This window comes from Shewanella chilikensis (assembly GCF_002836945.1).
GTDB classification, from domain to species: Bacteria; Pseudomonadota; Gammaproteobacteria; order Enterobacterales; family Shewanellaceae; genus Shewanella; species Shewanella chilikensis.
Window position 1 is genome coordinate 1 of record NZ_NIJM01000035.1, and the last position, 18,529, is coordinate 18,529.

13 protein-coding genes are annotated in these 18,529 nt (G+C 53.8%); 7 read left to right on the forward strand and 6 right to left on the reverse strand.

Annotated elements, in window-relative coordinates; all coding sequences use genetic code 11:
* Nucleotides 1-195: 195 nt before the first annotated feature.
* A complete protein-coding gene (locus CX651_RS13465) occupies nt 196-768 on the reverse strand; it encodes a nucleoside triphosphate pyrophosphohydrolase family protein (RefSeq protein WP_101056465.1) in 573 nt (190 codons plus the stop codon).
* A gap of 290 nt (nt 769-1,058) precedes the next feature.
* Between CX651_RS13465 and CX651_RS13470 the strand changes: the two genes are divergently transcribed.
* From CX651_RS13470 to CX651_RS13480, 3 genes are all read left to right on the forward strand, one after another.
* Nucleotides 1,059-1,775, forward strand: a complete 717-nt coding sequence (locus CX651_RS13470; RefSeq protein WP_101056466.1) for a response regulator transcription factor — start codon at nt 1,059-1,061, stop codon at nt 1,773-1,775.
* Between the two features lie 52 nt (nt 1,776-1,827).
* Nucleotides 1,828-3,996: a tetratricopeptide repeat protein gene (locus CX651_RS13475; RefSeq protein ID WP_167398142.1), complete on the forward strand. Its 2,169-nt coding sequence runs from the start codon at nt 1,828-1,830 to the stop codon at nt 3,994-3,996.
* Between the two features lie 292 nt (nt 3,997-4,288).
* Nucleotides 4,289-7,744 carry a S8 family serine peptidase gene (locus CX651_RS13480; protein WP_101056468.1) on the forward strand — a complete coding sequence of 1,152 codons (3,456 nt, stop codon included), beginning with the start codon at nt 4,289-4,291 and terminating at the stop codon, nt 7,742-7,744.
* 69 nt (nt 7,745-7,813) lie between these two features.
* On the opposite strand, the gene hslU is transcribed toward CX651_RS13480, so the two are convergent.
* The 4 genes from hslU to argS all read right to left on the reverse strand — a co-directional run bounded on the left by hslU (nt 7,814) and on the right by argS (nt 12,230).
* Complete coding sequence (hslU, locus tag CX651_RS13485) at nt 7,814-9,139, reverse strand: HslU--HslV peptidase ATPase subunit (RefSeq protein ID WP_100142985.1); 1,326 nt, start codon at nt 9,137-9,139, stop codon at nt 7,814-7,816.
* A 21-nt stretch (nt 9,140-9,160) separates the two neighbouring features.
* Nucleotides 9,161-9,685 carry an ATP-dependent protease subunit HslV gene (gene hslV / locus CX651_RS13490; RefSeq protein WP_100142986.1) on the reverse strand — a complete coding sequence of 175 codons (525 nt, stop codon included), beginning with the start codon at nt 9,683-9,685 and terminating at the stop codon, nt 9,161-9,163.
* Between the two features lie 226 nt (nt 9,686-9,911).
* Nucleotides 9,912-10,481, reverse strand: a complete 570-nt coding sequence (locus tag CX651_RS13495) for an SPOR domain-containing protein (protein ID WP_101056469.1) — start codon at nt 10,479-10,481, stop codon at nt 9,912-9,914.
* A gap of 3 nt (nt 10,482-10,484) precedes the next feature.
* The gene (gene argS, locus CX651_RS13500; protein ID WP_101056470.1) at nt 10,485-12,230 is read right to left on the reverse strand and encodes an arginine--tRNA ligase; all 1,746 of its coding nucleotides are present in this window, start codon (nt 12,228-12,230) and stop codon (nt 10,485-10,487) included.
* A 291-nt stretch (nt 12,231-12,521) separates the two neighbouring features.
* On the opposite strand from argS, the gene CX651_RS13505 reads away from it, so the two are divergent.
* Nucleotides 12,522-13,199 (forward strand): DedA family protein, encoded by a 678-nt coding sequence (locus tag CX651_RS13505; protein WP_101056471.1) that lies wholly within the window; start codon nt 12,522-12,524, stop codon nt 13,197-13,199.
* Nucleotides 13,200-13,253: 54 nt separating this feature from the next.
* Here CX651_RS13505 and priA read toward each other — a convergent pair whose 3' ends face one another.
* Nucleotides 13,254-15,449 carry a primosomal protein N' gene (priA, locus tag CX651_RS13510; protein ID WP_101056472.1) on the reverse strand — a complete coding sequence of 732 codons (2,196 nt, stop codon included), beginning with the start codon at nt 15,447-15,449 and terminating at the stop codon, nt 13,254-13,256.
* Between the two features lie 240 nt (nt 15,450-15,689).
* On the opposite strand from priA, the gene CX651_RS13515 reads away from it, so the two are divergent.
* From CX651_RS13515 to CX651_RS13525, 3 genes are all read left to right on the forward strand, one after another.
* Nucleotides 15,690-16,511: a FimV/HubP family polar landmark protein gene (locus CX651_RS13515; protein ID WP_157822686.1), complete on the forward strand. Its 822-nt coding sequence runs from the start codon at nt 15,690-15,692 to the stop codon at nt 16,509-16,511.
* A 125-nt stretch (nt 16,512-16,636) separates the two neighbouring features.
* On the forward strand, nt 16,637-16,849 hold the full coding sequence (rpmE, locus tag CX651_RS13520; RefSeq protein ID WP_025009259.1) for a 50S ribosomal protein L31: 213 nt from the start codon (nt 16,637-16,639) through the stop codon (nt 16,847-16,849).
* Nucleotides 16,850-17,097: 248 nt separating this feature from the next.
* Nucleotides 17,098-18,492: an OmpH family outer membrane protein gene (locus CX651_RS13525; RefSeq protein WP_101056474.1), complete on the forward strand. Its 1,395-nt coding sequence runs from the start codon at nt 17,098-17,100 to the stop codon at nt 18,490-18,492.
* Nucleotides 18,493-18,529 lie beyond the last annotated feature (37 nt).

The window sequence follows — 18,529 nt, forward strand, 5'->3', positions numbered from 1 at the left end:
TGATGGGAAACGGGATAGAGCCTATCCACGTGCGTTAAAAATGAGTAAAAACAAGTATCCCATTAAGCCTAAGAAAAATGCCGTTCACACTAAGTGAACGGCATTAGACCTGGGGTCTGCTTTTTTTGGGCGAACGGTTGGGAACCTGTTTGGTTCTCCAAAGCCGAGGACCAGTTTAGGATTGATCGCCGAGCGTTACACCAGATCCTTGAGGTTGGCCGGACGATAATAAACAGACTTGAGTACCTTGCCCTGGCGCACTGTCTTGCCGGTCATTTCCACATCCTTGGCGCACTTGGCTATCAAGAAGTCACCTTGACGGCTACCGACAATTTCCACCCCTTGCTTGGCATAGTGGGCCACGGTATCTGCCAGTTCCTGCTCATTGCGGCACACCTTGCTCATGTTGCTGGCATGCACCTCATCCCAGCAAGGCTCAAAGTCGATAGCCTTGTTGGCGGCAACCTGCAGCAGCAGATCTATCAGGTAGCTGATCTCCAGTCGCTCCCCGACTTGGGTGCAACCCAAGTGTACCAGGCGGCCCATCAATACATACACGCTGTCGACTATGGCGTCGGCCTGTTCAACCTTGTCGGCGGCCTCGGTCAGTTCGGTCAGCTCTTCGCTGATAAGCGAGGTGTGCAGCGTGTCGGCCTTGGCATCCAGAGTGTCAGGAGAGTCGACCGGCAGATCGAAGGTGATACGGAATTCGTGAATATCCCGGTAGAGCTTGCTGTACAGCTCTTGAGTCAGCAGAGTCAGTTTCATCGCTTGGGTTCCAGCTTGGGCAAAGGAGGGGATGATAAAGAATTACCGGGTTTGAGGCAAAGTTTGACTACTGTGCCTGTTTAAAATCTGCCGTTGCTCGGCTTGATGCTGACATTCTCGCTGGTCAGCTTTGGATTTTGTGCCAAGCTGAACTTTGTATCTGGAGTCGCTCTCGGGCCACTTTTTTTGGCCCTTAGCCCGAGAAGTATTAATCACATTTGAGATACAAAGTTTGAATTTTGTACATAATTACATACAATTAAATTCATGGCTTTCGGGGATGTGACATCATGGATTTGAGTGAATTTATCCTGTTGGTTGATGACGATCAGGAATTAACAGAGCTGCTGAGTGGCTTTTTGACCAAGAATGGCTTTGAGGTTAGAACCGAAGCCAATGGTGTAAATGCCGCCAGACGCATTATTGATGAACGCCCCCGGTTGGTGGTGTTGGATGTCATGCTGCCAGAGATGGATGGACTTTCTATCTGTCGCGAAGTTCGTAGTCGTTATTCCGGCCCTATTCTGATGTTAACCGGGTTAGGGGATGATATTGATGAAGTTGCCGGGCTCGAAACCGGTGCGGATGACTATATTGCCAAACCCGTTCGTTCCCGGGTGCTGTTGGCGCGTATTCGCAGTTTGCTGCGCCGCTCGGAACGGCAAGAAAGCCAAGTTCAGGAGCCAAGAGTAAATCAGAGTGAAACCCATTTGGCTGTCAATGGTTTGCGTCTGGATAAGCTGGAGCGGGTTGCAAGTTTGAATAACCAAGAACTTGAACTTACCCTGGCCGAGTTTGAACTGCTGTGGCTTTTGAGCAAACATGCCGGCCGGACTCTTGCTAGGGATGCAATCTGCGAACACTTTAAAGAGCTGGGTTATGACAGCACGCCGCGCACTATAGATCTTCGAATTTCCCATCTGCGACGCAAGATGGATGATGACCCTAAAGAGCCGTCCCTAATCAAAACGATACGTGGCCAAGGCTACGTACTGACTCTGAGTTGAGATGAAAGCCTTCTTGGCAGTTTCCAGGTTTCAAGGCCGCTCTGGGGCGTTAATGCCCTGGATCTTGGGGCTGTTACTGCTGATATTGCTGCCATCTTGTCACGATCCGAATCGTTCATCTGTGGTCTCGGATGAGCATAGTCAAATCCTCGAATTGCTTGATTTGGCTGCTGCCTCACGCCATCAAGACCCGCTCAAAACCATAGACTATAGCACACAGGCTCTGCGACTACTGGAAGTTGAGCCGGATCCAGGTTCCGAGGTGATGGCGCTCAGCAACCTGGCCTGGGCGAAAATGATGTTGGGGGAGTTTGCCGAGGCTGCGGACTTTGGCGAAGCTGCGTTGACTTTGGCCGAGGGACAGCCGCAAGCAGAGATCTTGGTGGTACCGCTTAATGTCGCTGGATTGATTTATTGGCGTCAGAGTCAGTTGGATAAGGCTCTGACCTATTATCAGAGAGCGCTTGCTGTGGCTGAAAGCCTGAAAAACAGCTCCTTTGAAGCGACCACCTACAACAATATGGGCCTTATCTACAGTGATAAGGCTGAATATCAGTTGGCGCTGGAATGTTTTACCAAGGCCAGGGACCTACATAGGGGGTTGGACGATTCCAGAGCATTGGCAATGGCGCTGAACAATATCGCGGGCATTCATGCAACCTTGGGCGATTTTGGTGAAGCGCTGGCAAATCAACAGGAGTCTCTGCGGATCCGGGAGCTGCTGGACGATAAGTCAGGTGTGGCGGAATTGCATCACAATATGGGGATCACTTATGAACAAATAGGTGATTTGCAAGAAGCCATGGCGCAGTTGCAATTGGGATTGCAGGGATTCGAGGCCTTGGATGACAAAACCGGAATGGCGCAGGCGCTGACCGCTCTCGGTACAGTGCAGCAAAAACTGAACAGAAAGGTGGCGGCCAAGACAGCCATGGAGCAAGCTTTGGCCTATGGTGAAGAGCTCAAAGACGGTAACGTTACTGCCACGGCCTTGATGAGTCTTGGTAAGCTAGCCTTGGAAATGGGAGAGTATCCCATTGCTCGGCGCTATCTGGAACGAGGCCTGGCCACCGCAGACCGATTGGGGCTGGTTGCCTTACAAGCCCAGGGAAGGTTGAGTCTTGCCAATTATTTTTTGGCGGCCAATGATGTGGATGTCGCGCGAGAAAGAGCCGAGCAGGCATTGCAATTGGCACTTGCCAGCGGCGATCGCGGGCAGCTCAGAGATACCTATGAACTCTTGTCAAAAATACATGAACGTAAAGGCAATTATCGCCAGGCACTGATCAACCATAAAGAGTTTAAAAGTATCAATGATGCGCTTTTTAATGCCAATTCCAGTGAACGTCTGGCATGGCTGCGCAGTTCATTTGAAGATGAAAAACGCCAGCGACAAATTACTTTGCTGGAAGGCGAAAAAGCCTTGCAACAAGAGGTTATCAAGCAACAAAAATTTACCCGCAATATTTGGATCGTGGCGCTGATAGCGGCAGCGGCTATTCTGCTGCTGCTCTATAGTCGTCACAGCCAAACCAGGGTAAATCAAGCCTTACAACGTTCGATAAAGATGCAAAGCGATCTCATGCAGGCGGTGGCGCACGAATTTAGGGCCCCGCTGGCGAGGGTGCAACTGGCTTTCGATATGCTTATAGAAGCCGAGGTGGACGAAAGGCCGCAATTGGAAGACAGGGTTCTGCGGGGCCTGGAAGAGTTGGATGAGCTGATCCGTGAAATCGTCAAGCTGATTAAAGCGGAAGGAAGTCCGAGGCGAGCGCCGACAGAATCTTTGTCGCTGGCCCCCTTGTTACAGACGCTGGTAGCAAGGCAGCATCCCTTATTCCCCGAGAAAAAGATCACCTTAACGCCAGTTGATCCTGAAATATCCGTCATCGCCAGTAAGAAGCATTTGGAATGGGCAATCAACAACTTGCTCTCCAATGCATTGAGACACTGTCATCGAGAGGTTCGGATCAGTTGTCAGCTTGAACAAGGGCAGGTGAATATCATAGTGGACGATGATGGCCCCGGGGTACCGATTGCAGAAAGAGAACGGATTTTTGAACCTTTCATCCGTCTCGATCCCAGTCGAACCCGAGCCACTGGTGGTATAGGTTTGGGGTTGGCCATAGCCCGCCGACTGGCCGAAAATGGCCGGGGGCAAATTAATGTCGGTGACAGTCCATTGGGTGGAGCCAGATTCGAACTCGTTTGGCCCTGTTAACTTCTTGTTCCTGCTAAATATATTTTGCCCTCGCATTGTATTTTTTTAGATACATTTTATAACATTCCTTTCTGTTCTTAAGCGGATCTTAGCGTGCTTCTTTTCTTTATCCTGGTGATCCTTAGCGGCTTTTGGCTGCTGATAATCCACTTTTCTTGGAGTGATGGCGTGAAATTGCCAATGTTAAAAAAGTTTATTTTTTTGTTTGAAATTTGTTTATTCTGTGTCTAGATTGTATGTGTTCGCATACATAACGATTATAGCGAGCACTCTTAATCACAGGAGACTACAAATGAGAAAGCCGCACACTCGCTTGAGCCGATTGACTTTGGCCATGCTCTCTACTTCCCTGATGGCAGTCACGGTTCCGTCGCTTGCCGCCAAGAAGCTGGAACCCAAACAAGATTTCGATAATGCCTCTGTTATTGTTAAATTCAAAGAAACCGCAAAGAAAGCGGACCGTAAGCAGTTAATGGCTCAATTCGGAGCCTCATTCAAAGATAAAAACAATGATGGCGTTGATGATCGTTTTCGCCATATTGCCAAAGGTCGATTGGCTGAACTCACGGTTCCCCGGGGGCTGGATGCCCGCGCTATGGTGGAACGGCTCAAGCACAACCCCCACATCGAATACGCTGAACTCAACCACAGATTTTATCCTTCGGTTATCCCCAACGATCCAAGCTACGGCCAGTTGTGGGGTATGCCAAAAATCAATGCGGAGCAGGCCTGGGAGATGGAAATGGGCTCGCGAGAGGTAGTCGTTGGGGTGATAGATACAGGTTTTGACTACACACACCCGGATTTGCGCGACAATATTTGGGTGAATCCCAATGAAGTCCCCAATAATGGCATTGACGACGATGGCAACGGTTATATTGATGATATTCACGGTATTTCAGCCATCAATGATAACGGTAATCCGCAGGACACTCATTACCATGGTACGCATGTTGCGGGAACCATAGGGGCAACCGGCAACAATGGCTCTGGAGTCGTTGGGGTCAACTGGAATACTGCCATGGTAGGTTGTTCTTTCCTGGGTAGCCAAGGCGGTACTACGGCCGATGGTATTCAGTGTATTGATTACATGGTTGATTTGAAAAACCGTGGCGTGAATATCCGAGTATTGAACAACTCCTGGGGCGGCGGGGCGTTCAGCCAGGCTTTGGAGGATGCTATTACGGCCGCCAACAATGCCGATATTCTGTTTGTCGCTGCTGCCGGTAATGATGCTATTGATAATGATGTCAATGACAGCTGGCCGGCCAACCATGATGTACCCAATGTGATGGCCATTGCCTCTACTACTCGCGATGATGAAATGTCTTACTTCTCTCAGTGGGGTCTGAACACAGTGGATATGGGGGCCCCCGGCTCTGACGTCTACTCCACTATTCCGGGCAATGACTATAACACCCTGAGCGGTACTTCCATGGCAACCCCCCATGTGGCTGGCGCCGCGGCCTTGATTTTGGCCGCCGATCCGACTCTGACTACGGCCGATGTCAAGAATATCCTAATGTCTTCTGGCGACCCCATTGCCGCATTGGAAGGCAAAACCGTGACAGGTAAGCGCTTGAACCTGGAGAGTGCTTTGAACATGGCCGGTGCCGGTGGCCCTGGTTATTATCTGTTGGTGAGTCCTGCCAGTCGCACTGTGAACCAAGATTCGTCTGTAACCTTTGATATCGACATGAACGCCGTGGGCGGATATAACGGCAACGCCAGTTTCAGCGCTGAGGTACCGGCTGGACTGAATGCGGCCGTGACCTTCTCCAGCAGCACTGTGCCGGCCGATGGTCGCACCACAATGACGGTATCCACCGATGCCAATACTACCCTGGGCAATCACATCATCACCATCAATGCCGTTGACGGTGATATCCACAAGAGCATCGATGTCAGTCTGCTGGTGTACCCTGCAGGTACCTTCAGCACTACTTACAGCAATGACAATCCGGTAGCGATTCCCGATGATAATGTTGATGGTGTAAGCAGTGTTATCAATGTGCCGATGAGTCTGACCCTGACCGATCTGGTGGTGAATGTGGATATAACCCACACCTACATAGGCGACCTCACTGTCACTCTCGCCTCCCCCAGTGGCCGCACAGTTCCCCTGCATAATCGCACCGGCGGCAGTGCCGATAACCTGGTAGCCAGTTATGCGGTGGAAGACTTTGATCTGGAAGAGGCTTCAGGTGATTGGATTCTTCATATCACAGATTCAGGATTCCGTGATACCGGTACTCTCAACAGCTGGAGCATGGATGTCACAGGTGGATCTCAGCCGGGCACCAACCTGCCACCTACAGTGTCCATTGGCGCGAATCTGCAAAACGCTCTGTATCTTCCGGGTGATGTGATCAACTTTGTTGCCGATGCAACCGACTCCGAAGATGGTGATGTCCGCGCCTCACTGGTGTGGACCTCCAGTCTCGATGGCCAGATTGGCACGGGTGGCAACTTCTCCCGCTCAGATTTGAGCCAGGGCACTCACCAGATTACAGTGACAGCCTCTGACAGTCAGGGGGTTACGAGTAGTCGCGAGTTCTTTCTGTATGTTGTTAGTGACGGCACCGTTGTTTCCTATGAGGACACCAGGGTTCAATCCATCCCTGATATGGGAAGTGTGGTAGCTGAGATTAATGTTCCCCTCGGTGTGAAGATCAAGGACATGAGCCTGTTTGTGGATATTATGCATGGCTTCAACAATGACTTGTTGATCCATTTGGTGTCCCCGAATGGTACTACGGTTGAGATCTTCGATGTGCGCGGTCCGAACGATAACTACCGCGATCTGATTAAAACATTCTATCCTGTTGAGTTTAATGGAGAAGTAGCCACAGGTGTTTGGCAGTTGGTCATTAGGGATGAATGGAGCGGTGACGCAGGTCGACTGAACAAATGGAGTTTGACTTTTACCCACGACGGTATTGGTAGTACACCTGTTAACGCAGCTCCGGTTGTTGGTATTAGTGCTCCAGTGGGGGGCAGCAGTTTTATCGAGGGTGACACAGTGGTCTTTGTGGGTTCCGCCAACGATGCCGAAGATGGTGATGTGGCCAATACCCTGGAATGGACATCCGATCTGGATGGCCTGATTGGTCAAGGCGCGTCTTTCAGCATCAACAGCCTCAGCGTAGGCCAGCATACAGTGACGGCCAGCGCAGTCGATAGCCAGGCTGCCAACGGTGAGGCCCTGGTGACCCTGACAGTAGAAGCGGCCCCTGTGAATGAGCTGCCTACCGCCGAGTTCAGCTTCCAGGTTAATCATCTGGACGTGAACTTCGTCGATGCGTCCGGTGATAACGATGGGGCAGTGGTTGCTTGGGCTTGGGACTTCGGTGATGGCAATATTTCATCACAGGCCAATCCAAGCCACAGTTATGCCACAGGCGGCAGCTATGAAGTGACGCTGACAGTGACAGATAACAGCGGCGCCAGCCACAGCATCAGCAAGCAGGTGAGTGTTGCCGCGGCCATCAGCCTCAGTGGTGCAGGCAGTACAGATGGTAGCAAGGTGAATGTCAACTTGACTTGGAGTGGCTCGTCAGCCCGGGCTATCGATATTTATCGCGATGGTCAACTGATCGACAGTACCCGAGATAGAGGCAGTTACAAGGAGCGTTTCAACAGCAGTGCCGAAAGCTTTGAATACAAGGTATGTGAAGCCGGCAGCAATATCTGCTCTGAACTCATCACAGTAACACCCGAGTTAAGCCGCAGAGGAAAAGGTAAGTAACCCATTTGGGTTGTATTGAAAGCCGCCTTTGTTAAGGCGGCTTTTTTGATTTTCAGTGTTAAGACCGGCTTACAGAATGAAGCGACTCAGATCTTCATCCTGAACCAGGTTGTCCAGGTGAGCATCGACATATTCGGCATCGATAACAAACTTGCTGCCGGACTTGTCGCTGGCCTCGAAAGAGATGTCTTCCATCAGCCTCTCCATCACAGTGTGCAGACGACGGGCGCCGATGTTTTCGGTACGCTCGTTGACTTGCCAGGCGGCCTGGGCGATACGGTCGATACCTGACTCGGTAAATTCGATGCTGACTCCTTCGGTGCCCATCAAGGCCACATACTGCTCGGTGAGCGAGGCGTGGGGCTCGGTGAGGATCCGTTTGAAGTCGGAGGCGGTCAGGGCATCCAGCTCGACCCGAATCGGCAGACGGCCCTGCAGCTCGGGGATCAGATCCGATGGCTTACTCATCTGGAAGGCGCCGGAGGCGATAAACAGAATGTGGTCTGTCTTCACCATGCCGTGCTTGGTGTTGACTGTGCAGCCTTCCACCAACGGCAATAGATCACGCTGTACCCCTTCGCGGGACACGTCCGGGCCTGAGGTTTCGCCGCGCTTACAGATTTTGTCTATCTCATCGAGGAACACTATGCCGTGTTGCTCGACCAGCTCAATGGCCTGCTCTTTGAGATCTTCCTGGTTGACCAGCTTAGCGGCTTCCTCTTCGACCAGTTGCTTGTAGGCATCCTTGATCTTGAGTTTCTTGCGCTTGCTCTGGCCCTGACCCATGTTCTGGAACAGGCTCTGCAGCTGGTTGGTCATCTCTTCCATGCCGGGAGGCGACATGATTTCGACGCCAATTTGCGGCGCCGAGACATCGATTTCGATCTCTTTGTCGTCCAACTGGCCTTCACGCAGTTTCTTGCGGAACACCTGGCGGGTGTGGGACTTGTCCTCGGTTTCCTGATCCCAATCGTTCTTTGGCTTGGGCAGCAGGGCATCGAGAACTCGCTCCTCGGCGGCTTCTTCGGCGAGGGAGCGGCACTTCTTCATCTGCTGCTCGCGGGTCAGTTTGACCGCGGCGTCGGTGAGATCGCGGATGATCTGCTCCACTTCCTTACCCACATAGCCTACTTCGGTGAACTTGGTCGCTTCAACCTTGATGAAAGGCGCATTGGCCAGCTTGGCCAGACGGCGGGCGATCTCTGTCTTACCGACACCGGTTGGGCCTATCATCAGAATATTCTTCGGGGTCACTTCCTGGCGCAAGCCGGCATCCAGCTGCATGCGGCGCCAGCGGTTACGCAGGGCTACTGCGACAGAGCGTTTGGCCTTCTGTTGGCCTATGATGTGCGCGTCCAGTTCGTGGACGATTTCGCGGGGTGTCATTTCAGACATAATGCTTCCTCACGCTCGGGATCAGTAATTCAGTTCTTCTATAGTCTTGAACTGGTTGGTAAATACGCAGATATCACCGGCTATGGTCAGCGCCTTCTCGGCAATATCACGGGCACCCAGTTCGGTGTTCTCCAGCAGCGCCAACGCTGCGGCCTGGGCATAGTTGCCACCAGAGCCTATGGCGATAAGATCATGCTCCGGTTGCACCACATCGCCGTTACCTGTGATGATAAGTGAGCTTTCATGATCGGCCACCACCAACATGGCTTCGAGTTTTCTCAAGGCTCTGTCGCTGCGCCAGTCTTTGGCCAGTTCGACCGCCGACTTCATCAAATGCCCCTGATGCATCTCCAGTTTGGCCTCGAAGCGTTCAAACAGGGTAAAGGCATCGGCGGTGCCACCGGCAAAACCGGCCAATACTTTATTGTGGTACAGGCGGCGTACTTTGCGGGCATTGCCTTTCATCACAGTGTTGCCCAGAGACACTTGGCCGTCGCCGGCGACAACAACCTGATTATTACGGCGTACAGATACGATAGTGGTCACGATAGATCCTCTTCTCGGGCGGACGGCGCGTCCGTCATGGGTCAAATCCCCAGGGTCTGCTGCATGAAACGGCCCATTGGGGCACAGCAAGGCCAACTAATGAGGTGATAGTTTTCTATATGGGGTTGGGGGCGGGAATATCAAGTGCCCGGCAGCGGCTTTCGTGCTGAAAAACAAAAAGGCTGCAAATCTTATTGTTTGCAGCCTTTAAATTGAGGAGGGGAGTTTAATCTTCCCAGAACCAGATCATACAGCCGTTGAGACCGGCTCTTTGCAGCACGTGGCGCTGCCGCTCGGCATCGCGCTTGCTGTCATAAGGGCCGAGTACCACCTTGTACCAGACACCGCTGGTACCTTGTACCTTGCGCACCTGGGCTTCTAGCCCCTGGAAGGCGATCACGGCTTTCATCTCGTCGGCCTGGGACTGCACCCGGAAAGAACCGCATTGCATCTGATAAGGGCGAGATGGCTTGTTGCTCTCTTCCGGCAGATCCACTTCTACCTGCTTGTTTTCCAGCTCCTTGAGGTAGGTCCACTCCTCTTTGGGCTTGGGCGGTAGGGCGTTGGGGTCTTTCTTCTGGGGAACCGGCTTAGTCTGTGGCTGAGGCTGAACCACTTCGGCCTCGGGGGCGCTGCTCTTCAGGCTCCAGAGGAAATAGCCAAAGCCGGCCACCACGGTAACTACCACCACAAGCAACAGCACAGGAAAGCCTTGCCTGGGCTGCGGCTGCTTGCGAGCGCCCCGCTTGGCTGGCTTGCGGGGCTTGGGCTTGCTATTGGCGTAATCGCGTCCCATGGATTACATGCGCTCCAGGGTCTCGATACCCAGCAGTGACAGGCCCTGCTTGAGGGTCTTGGCGGTCAACTGAGACAGCAGCAGACGGCTGTGCTTCTGGGTTTCGTTATCGGCCGCCAACACAGGGCAGGCTTCGTAGAAGCTGGAGAAGGCACCGGCCAGTTCAAACAGATAACCACAAAGCACATGGGGTTGGCCCTTGTCGACCATACGGGCAAGGATTTCACCGAATTGGGCCAGTTTGTTGCCCAGCTCTTTTTCCTTGTCGTGTTCCAGAGCGATAACGGCATTGCTCAGATCCACACCTTCGGCCCGCTTGAAGATCCCGGCTACCCGGGTGTAGGCGTACAGCAGGTATGGCGCTGTGTTGCCTTCAAAGCTCAGCATCTGATCGAAGCTGAAGATATAGTCGCTGGCGCGGTTCTTTGACAGATCGGCGTATTTCACTGAGGCGATACCCACCACTCGGGCGATTTCGGCCAGGGTGGCTTCGTCCATGTCGGGGTTCTTGCTGCGTACCAGCTCCAGCGCCCTGACATTGGCTTCATCGAGCAGGTCCACCAGTTTCACCACCCCGCCGCTGCGGGTCTTGAATGGGCGGCCGTCTTCACCGTTCATGGTGCCAAAGCCCATGTGTTCCAGTGTCATTTCCGGGCGCACAAAACCTGCGGTGCGGGCCAGGCTGAACACTTGCTGGAAGTGCAGCGCCTGGCGCAGATCCACGAAGTAGAGAGCGCGATCGGCATGCAGGGTACCCGAGCGATAGCGCATGGCCGCCAGGTCTGTGGTGGCATAGAGATAGCCGCCGTCGGCCTTCTGAATGATCACCGGCAGGGCTTCACCGTCTTTGTTACGGAATTCTTCCTGGAATACCACCTTGGCGCCGTTACTTTCAGATAGCAAGCCTTGGGCATCCAGATCTTTGACCACCTGTTCCAGATCGTCGTTGTAAGCGCTTTCACCATGGACATCGGCGCGGGTCAGGCTGACGCCCAGGCGCTGATATACGTCATGGCAGTGGCTCAGGGAGATATCGTTGAACTCACGCCACAGCTTGTTGCAGTACTCGTCACCGGATTGCAGCTCGACCACCAACTGGCGGGCGCGGGTGGCAAATTCGGCCGACTCGTCGAAACGCAGTTTGGCGGCGCGATAGAAGCTTTCCAGATCCGACAGCTCCAGGTTGGCGTTTTCGCCATTTTGTGCCCGCAGCTCTTCCATATAGGCCAGCAACATGCCGAACTGGGTACCCCAGTCGCCGACGTGGTTTTGGCGGATCACCTTGTGACCGAGAAACTCCAGCGCCCGCACAACGCTGTCGCCAATGATGGTGGAGCGCAGGTGGCCCACATGCATCTCTTTGGCGAGGTTAGGGGAGGAGTAGTCCACTACCACGGTTTGCGACTTGGGCAGACTCACTCCCAGATGCTCGTCGGCCAGTGCCGCCTGCAGCTGTTTGGCCAGGGCATTGTCATCAATAAAGAAGTTGATAAAGCCGGGGCCGGCTATCTCTACCTTGGCCACATGGCCGGAGGCAGGCAGATTGTCGATGATCAGTTGTGCCAGCTCCCGAGGTGGCTTGCCGGCAGCTTTGGTCAGCATCATGGCCAGGTTGGTGGCCAAGTCGCCGTGACTCTTATCCTTGGTTCGGTCTACCTGAATCCTTGGCGCAGTCTCTTCGGGGATCAACCCCTGTTGTTTCAAAGTGGCTACTGTCTGTTCAAGCAAAGATTGGATATGTGATTTCATTGGCGTTTTATCGACACTGACTGATAAAGATTAAAAGGGGAATAACCGCACATTCTAGCGCTTTCGGCGGTAACATTGCTATCACCTGTATGGTTTTATCAGCAAATTTTGTTGTTGCCTGGGTTTGCTGTTGCCTGTGACCTTTTAAGATCACTGTTATTGATAAAGATGGATGAATCTTTGTTTAAGAATCGCTGATCTTTATTTTTGGGGAGTATGATGTCGATCCTGTCTTCCCCTAAGTGCCGATTTTGCCATCGGCATGCGTCGATAGTTTCAATGGAGATATAGATGCTGGACTCCATCGCTACAGTGTTACAAGCCATTTGGCAGCAGGATTTTGCCGCGCTGCATGCTCCGGGTATCGCCCTGAGTATCTATGTTTGCATCTTCAGCTTTATCTTTCTGGAGAGCGCCTTGCTGCCGGCGGCCCCCTTGCCTTGCGACAGTGTGGTTATTCTTTCAGGTACCCTGGCGGCCATGGGGATCCTTAACCCCTTGCTGGTGTATCTGTTGCTGTTTGTAGCGGCCGCAGGCGGCAGCTATTTGGCATTTGTTCAGGGGCGGCTGCTCAATCGTCTGCCCAGGGTGCAGGGCTGGGTCTACAAGGTGCCGCCCGACAGCCTGGCGGCAGTGGATAAACTCCTTGGGCGTCATGGGCTGGTGGCACTCTTCTGTGCCCGTTTCCTGCCGCTGGTGCGTTCGCTGCTGCCTTTGGTGATGGGCGTGCGCATGGCCTGTATCAAGACCTTCTATTTTTTTGCGGCTCTGAGTGCCTTCTTCTGGGTGGGGCTGTTGGTATCGCTGGGCTATATGATGCCGTTTCTGCCGGAGCGGATCAGCAAGCTGTTGACCATGGCGTTGATGGCGGCGCCGGTGATCACTCTGGTATTGGCACTCGGCAGTTGGTTGACCTATAAGCTGCTGCGCAAGCCGCAGGATAAACAGGGGCCTCATGGTCAATTCTGAGCCGGATTAAAGCTGTTCAAGGGAGTGACAGCAGATCCTGCGGACTCTTATCAGTTACAGCAGATCCTGAGGATCTCGATCCAGACTCCAGCGGCAGCGCTTGGCCTCGGGCAGCTGTTCGGCCTGGGGCAGCAGCTGTTCAAACACCTGTTGCAGCCTGCGTCTGTCCTTGGCCTGGGCCAACAACTGGCGCCGATACTTGCCGGCCTTGCGATCCAGCGGCGCCGGCAGTGGGCCTATCACTTCAAAATCCTTGTCCATGGGTAACATGGCGGCGAAGGCTGCCAGAAAGGCATCGGCATCCTCGGCGCGGTGGGATTCGGCGCGGATCAGTACCATATGCCAGGCCGGTGGCAACAGTGCCTGCTGGCGTTCATTGAGCTGGCTGCGGGCAAACTCGCCATAGCCTCTGTGAAGCAGGTCTCTGAGCAAGGGGTTGTCGCTCTGATGAGTCTGTAGCAGCACAGTGCCTGGCTTGCTGGCGCGACCGGCGCGACCGGCTACTTGGGTATAGAGCTGGCCGAAGCGCTCAGGGGCCCGAAAGTCCGCGCTGAACAGGGCGCCATCCACATCCAGCAGCCCCACCAGGGTGACATCGGGAAAGTGATGTCCCTTGGCCAACATCTGGGTGCCTACCAATATCTTGTATTCGCCGCGATGAATGGCGCTTAAGTGCTGTTCCAGCGAGCCTTTGCGGCTGGTGGTATCCCGGTCGATTCGCACCACGGGATACTCGGGAAACTCCTTGCTGAGCGCCGCCTCCAATTGCTCCGTGCCTATACCCTGACCCTGTAACATGGTGCTGCCGCAGTTGTGGCACTGGCGTGGAATTGCATACTGGTTGCCGCAGTGGTGGCAGCGAATTTCGCCGAGGGATTGGTGCAGGGTGAAAAACGCATCACAGCGGTCGCACTCGTGCAGATGGCCACATTCGTGGCACAGCAGGGCAGGGGCAAAGCCGCGGCGATTGAGAAACAGCAACACCTGGTTGCCGGCCTGCAGATGCAGGCGCATCTCGTTCAGCAGCGGTTGCGACATGCCCGCCTGCAGCGGTTGGTTGCGGATATCTATCAGTCCCTGGCGCACCTTGAGGGCATTGCCGGCCCGCTCTCCCAATTGCAGATGTTGATAGCGGCCGCTGAGAGCGTTTTGCAGGCTCTCCAGCGACGGCGTCGCGCTGCCCAGCAGCACAGGAACCTGCTCCAGGTGGCCACGCATGACGGCCAGATCCCGGGCGTGATAACCCACTCCTTCCTGCTGTTTGAAACTGCTGTCGTGTTCCTCATCGAGAATGATGATCCCGGGCCAGGCCATGGGGGTGAACAGCGCCGAGCGAGTGCCGATTATGATAGCTGCCTCGCCGCTGCGGGCCAAACGCCAGGCGTCGAGGCGCTGCTTGTCGGTCAGGCCTGAATGGATCACGGCAACCGTGACTTTGAATCTGCGTTTGAACCTGTTGATGGTTTGCGGCGTCAGGCCGATTTCCGGCACCAGGATCAGCGCCTGCTTGCCAGCCTTGAGTATGGTTTCCAGTACCGCCAGATAGACCTCTGTCTTGCCTGAGCCTGTGATCCCTTCCAGCAAGCTGCACTGATAGCCGCTCTGGGCATTGAGGCTGGCGACCGCCACGGCTTGCTCCGGGTTGAGTCTGTGAGGCTCTTCCCCCAGCTCTAGCTGTTGCCGCCATTCAAGATTGGCGCTGACTGACCGCTCTCGTTGCTCGGCCCAGCCCTTGTCCAGCAGTCCCTTGATGGCACTCTTGCTCAGCTCCAGCGCATTGACCTCTTCAGAGGTCAGTTCCCCCTGTTTGAGCTGTTGCAGCAGTTTGCGCTGGGCGGGAGCGCGTTTCAGCGACTCCAGCGTGGCCTCCTGGCCCGCACTGGTCAGACACAGATAACTGATTTTCTCCGGTGCGGCATCGGCACCCTTGCGCAGCGCCACCGGCAGGGCCTGGGTCAACATCTGCCCCTGGCTGCAGAAATAATATCTGGCGGCCCAGAGGGTCAGTTGGTAAAGCGCCGGTGGCAGCAAAGGCGCGCTGTCCAGCACTTGATATACCGGCTTGAGCTGTTTGGGCTCGAGTTCGCACTCATCACTCAGGCCTGTCACCAGGCCTATGAGTTGCTGGCGGCCAAAAGGCACCCGCACCCGCATCCCCGGCTCGAGTGGCCAGGGGCAGGCTTTGGGCATCAGGTAACTGAAGTTCTGCCGCATGGGAACGGGAAGGGCAACTTCGACAAACTGCGGCATAGTCAGAATTTTCGCAAATGATCACGGCACATGTTGCCCGTCAGTTTACTCAGGCTAGAATGAGAGAACCAGCCCCGGAAACAAAAAGCCGCAAAAACCGCAGCTTGAATCTGCTGACTTAATGAATCCAAACCAAAGAACTTAAGCCAGAGAACCTAAGCCAGAGAACCTAAGCCGGATAGTCTAAACTGGGTAATTCAAAATCAAACAGAGAGGATAGGGATGAGAGCGGGTTTACTGATGCTTGTACTCATTTTGCTAACGTCTGTTGCCAGAGCAGAAACCGCCCATGTCAGTATCAATCAAAGAATGTTTGAGCTTGGGCACTTGCCCATGCTCAAGGTCAACGTGGTGGCCGACAGTGAGGATATGACCCGGCTTGAGTTTATTGTCAGGCAGCGAGGTGCATCAGAAAAACTCATGGTGCAACCCATTAATCGCTACATGGTGCTGCTGCTGGGGATAGATGAAGTGACCGACAAGCAGGCCGAATTATTGGTGCGGGAATACCGAATCAATCGCTGGCATGAACTCAAACGCTTGCCCTTGTTCGATACCTCGGTGCCTGTGGCGCTGCGTTCCAATCGTGCCCGGGTCTTTGGTGAGCAGATGCCGAGTGAGTCACCGAGGGCTGAAGTGCCAGCCACAGTCTTATCAAGCAAAGTCGTGCCATCGTCAGCCGTTCAAGCTCAAAGGGTTCAAGCAGTCGCCGGTCAACCCCAGAGTGAGCCTCAAAGCCTTGGTGTGCCCTCGGCATCTCAAGCCGTTGCAGCGCCGGGCCTTCAGGTGAAGGCTCTGCCAATTGAGACGCGTGAGCCGGGATGCATGCTGGATTTTGATGGTACTGAAACCCTTTGGCGGGTGGCCAGCCGTTATGCACAGAGCAGCCATACCCATGTCTACGGCGCCATGCTGGCTATTTTTGACGCCAATCCCAAGGCCTTCAGCCGCGGTGATATTCGCAACCTTCGCAGTGATGCCAAGTTGCACTGCCCCAGTAGTAGCTTGCTGCAGTCCTATGGAGATAAGACGGTCGCCAAAGAAAAGTTCGAGCAGATGTAGTCGCCTACTTGTCAGCGCTGGGTAGATACTGTACTATTCTGCGCCCTGAACTTTTGATATTAACCGCATGTGGTGTCCGACTTCGGGTTGGAAGAGCGACATGGCCTTAACTTGAGGTAACCCCAATGAAACCAGGTATCCATCCTGAATACGCAGAAATCACTGCAACTTGTACTTGTGGCAACGTCATCAAAGTAAACTCTACTGCAGGCAAAGCTCTGCACTTGGACGTTTGCGGTGCATGTCACCCTTTCTACACTGGTACTCAGAAAGTTGTTGATACCGGTGGTCGTATCGACAAGTTCAACAAGCGTTTCGGTATGCTGGGCAAAAAGTAATTGCCACTGCAACCAATCGAAAAGGCGTCCATGGGACGCCTTTTTTGTGGGCGTACGGATTAAAGTAAGTGTGCATGGATTAAATATCATTGCGAAATAGCGCACGAGACTCTTTGTCGTAATAGGCTATCGCCAAATACATTATCACGATTTATGATGGTGGCGATTTTCCCTCCACCAGGGACAGGGTAAAAGGGTTTACTAAGGAGAGTAGTATGTGAAGTGCCCGCCTTGCCAGTATTCACGAGTTGTACCTCAGCGATGCACCGCAAATAGAGTCAGCCTGGCGGCAATGGTCAGATGATGACCTGAAAGCCTTGGTACCGCCAGGTCGCAGTTTATCCCACGTTAAACAGCAGTTGGAAAATGGCGATGCCTTACTACTTTCCGACAGCCCCAAATTGCCTTTGTATACCAAGCAACAGAATGATTTCAGCTTGCCGGTAAGCGGTGGTGATATTCCTGCCACAGCCGTTAAACATATTCAGCAACGTTTTGCCACGGCCGGCAGCAGTGCTCACTTTCAACAGCCCAATGGCAGTTTGCATCCGGCAATTGAACCTAATTACACCCCGGATACCCGCGTGACTCAAATTGCCCCGGATAAACCTTTGCCGATGCTTATCAGCCCCAAGTTCGGCCAGGCCAGACGGGAGTTGCTGCTGGGTCTGACCTATGATGATGCTGAATGTACGCCAGTAATCCAGGTGCCTTATCGGGTTGAATTTGAAGATGGCACCATCATCGAAGGTAATCTGGACAAACAGGGTAAAACCCGGCTGGATAACTGCCCCAAGGGGCATGCCTGGGTCGTGTTTGGCAGCGAAGCTGACCAGGCGCAAGCCGAGCAAGCCTTGCCTGCACTTTACGAACAACTTGACTCAGCCTTGGACAGCATGGCTGCTGAACTGGCAACCCAAAGTGAGCAGGCCTTGGCGCAAGCCAAAGAAGAGGGGAAGCTGCCAGAGATGAAAGCCTCTCTCCGGGATGCGATTGATGCGCACCTGGCGGAGCTGCGTCAGCAACAGCAAGCGTTTGAATCTCTGCCTGGTTTGACTCAGTACTGGCGCGTTTATCAGTCAGCCAAAACCGGTACGGCTCGGGGCGTTGTCGAATATGTCCCTGACCTGGGCGAGTTCGGTGAGTTGATGGATGCGGCAGGCATTACTTTGTCGGCATTGGTTGAGGCCATCGCGACCGGTGATATTGATGAGCTGGAGCAGAAACTGCAACAGTGGCAACAAAGGGGCGAAGCCGGTCTTGAGTTGGCCAGTGAAGCCATGGAGATGTTGATATTACTGCTCAGCGATGCCGAAACCCGGTCATTACTGGCGTCGCTGCCGGAACGCTACCTGTTGGCCCTGCCACAGGATAAATCCACCGAAATTGTGTTTTACTCAGGCACGCAATGGGTCGCCGACTACGGTATTGTCAGCGCCGGTACTTTTGTCGGCTCCCTGTTTGGTGGTGTCGGTGGTCCGGCAGCCGGCGCTGTGCTCCTTGGCGGGACCACCACCAGTAAAGGTGGCAAACTGGTCGAAGAAACATCCAACCTATTGATGGATATTGCCAAAGCCAACAAACAACGCCGTAACCACCATAAAGAGCAGAGTTATGTTCAGGATAACCTGACCCCCGCTTGACGAAGGGACCACCCCCAATTATGGTCTCAGGCTCAAA

What these genes read in the sequence shown, in the direction of transcription:
- rpmE (WP_025009259.1), top strand. Translation starts at nt 16,637, where the DNA reads ATGAAACCAGGTATCCATCCTGAATACGCAGAAATCACTGCAACTTGT.
- CX651_RS13470 (WP_101056466.1), top strand. Translation starts at nt 1,059, where the DNA reads ATGGATTTGAGTGAATTTATCCTGTTGGTTGATGACGATCAGGAATTA.
- CX651_RS13495 (WP_101056469.1), bottom strand. Translation starts at nt 10,481, where the DNA reads ATGGGACGCGATTACGCCAATAGCAAGCCCAAGCCCCGCAAGCCAGCC.
- CX651_RS13480 (WP_101056468.1), top strand. Translation starts at nt 4,289, where the DNA reads ATGAGAAAGCCGCACACTCGCTTGAGCCGATTGACTTTGGCCATGCTC.
- priA (WP_101056472.1), bottom strand. Translation starts at nt 15,449, where the DNA reads ATGCCGCAGTTTGTCGAAGTTGCCCTTCCCGTTCCCATGCGGCAGAAC.
- CX651_RS13475 (WP_167398142.1), top strand. Translation starts at nt 1,828, where the DNA reads ATGCCCTGGATCTTGGGGCTGTTACTGCTGATATTGCTGCCATCTTGT.
- CX651_RS13505 (WP_101056471.1), top strand. Translation starts at nt 12,522, where the DNA reads ATGCTGGACTCCATCGCTACAGTGTTACAAGCCATTTGGCAGCAGGAT.
- CX651_RS13465 (WP_101056465.1), bottom strand. Translation starts at nt 768, where the DNA reads ATGAAACTGACTCTGCTGACTCAAGAGCTGTACAGCAAGCTCTACCGG.
- argS (WP_101056470.1), bottom strand. Translation starts at nt 12,230, where the DNA reads ATGAAATCACATATCCAATCTTTGCTTGAACAGACAGTAGCCACTTTG.
- hslU (WP_100142985.1), bottom strand. Translation starts at nt 9,139, where the DNA reads ATGTCTGAAATGACACCCCGCGAAATCGTCCACGAACTGGACGCGCAC.
- CX651_RS13515 (WP_157822686.1), top strand. Translation starts at nt 15,690, where the DNA reads ATGCTTGTACTCATTTTGCTAACGTCTGTTGCCAGAGCAGAAACCGCC.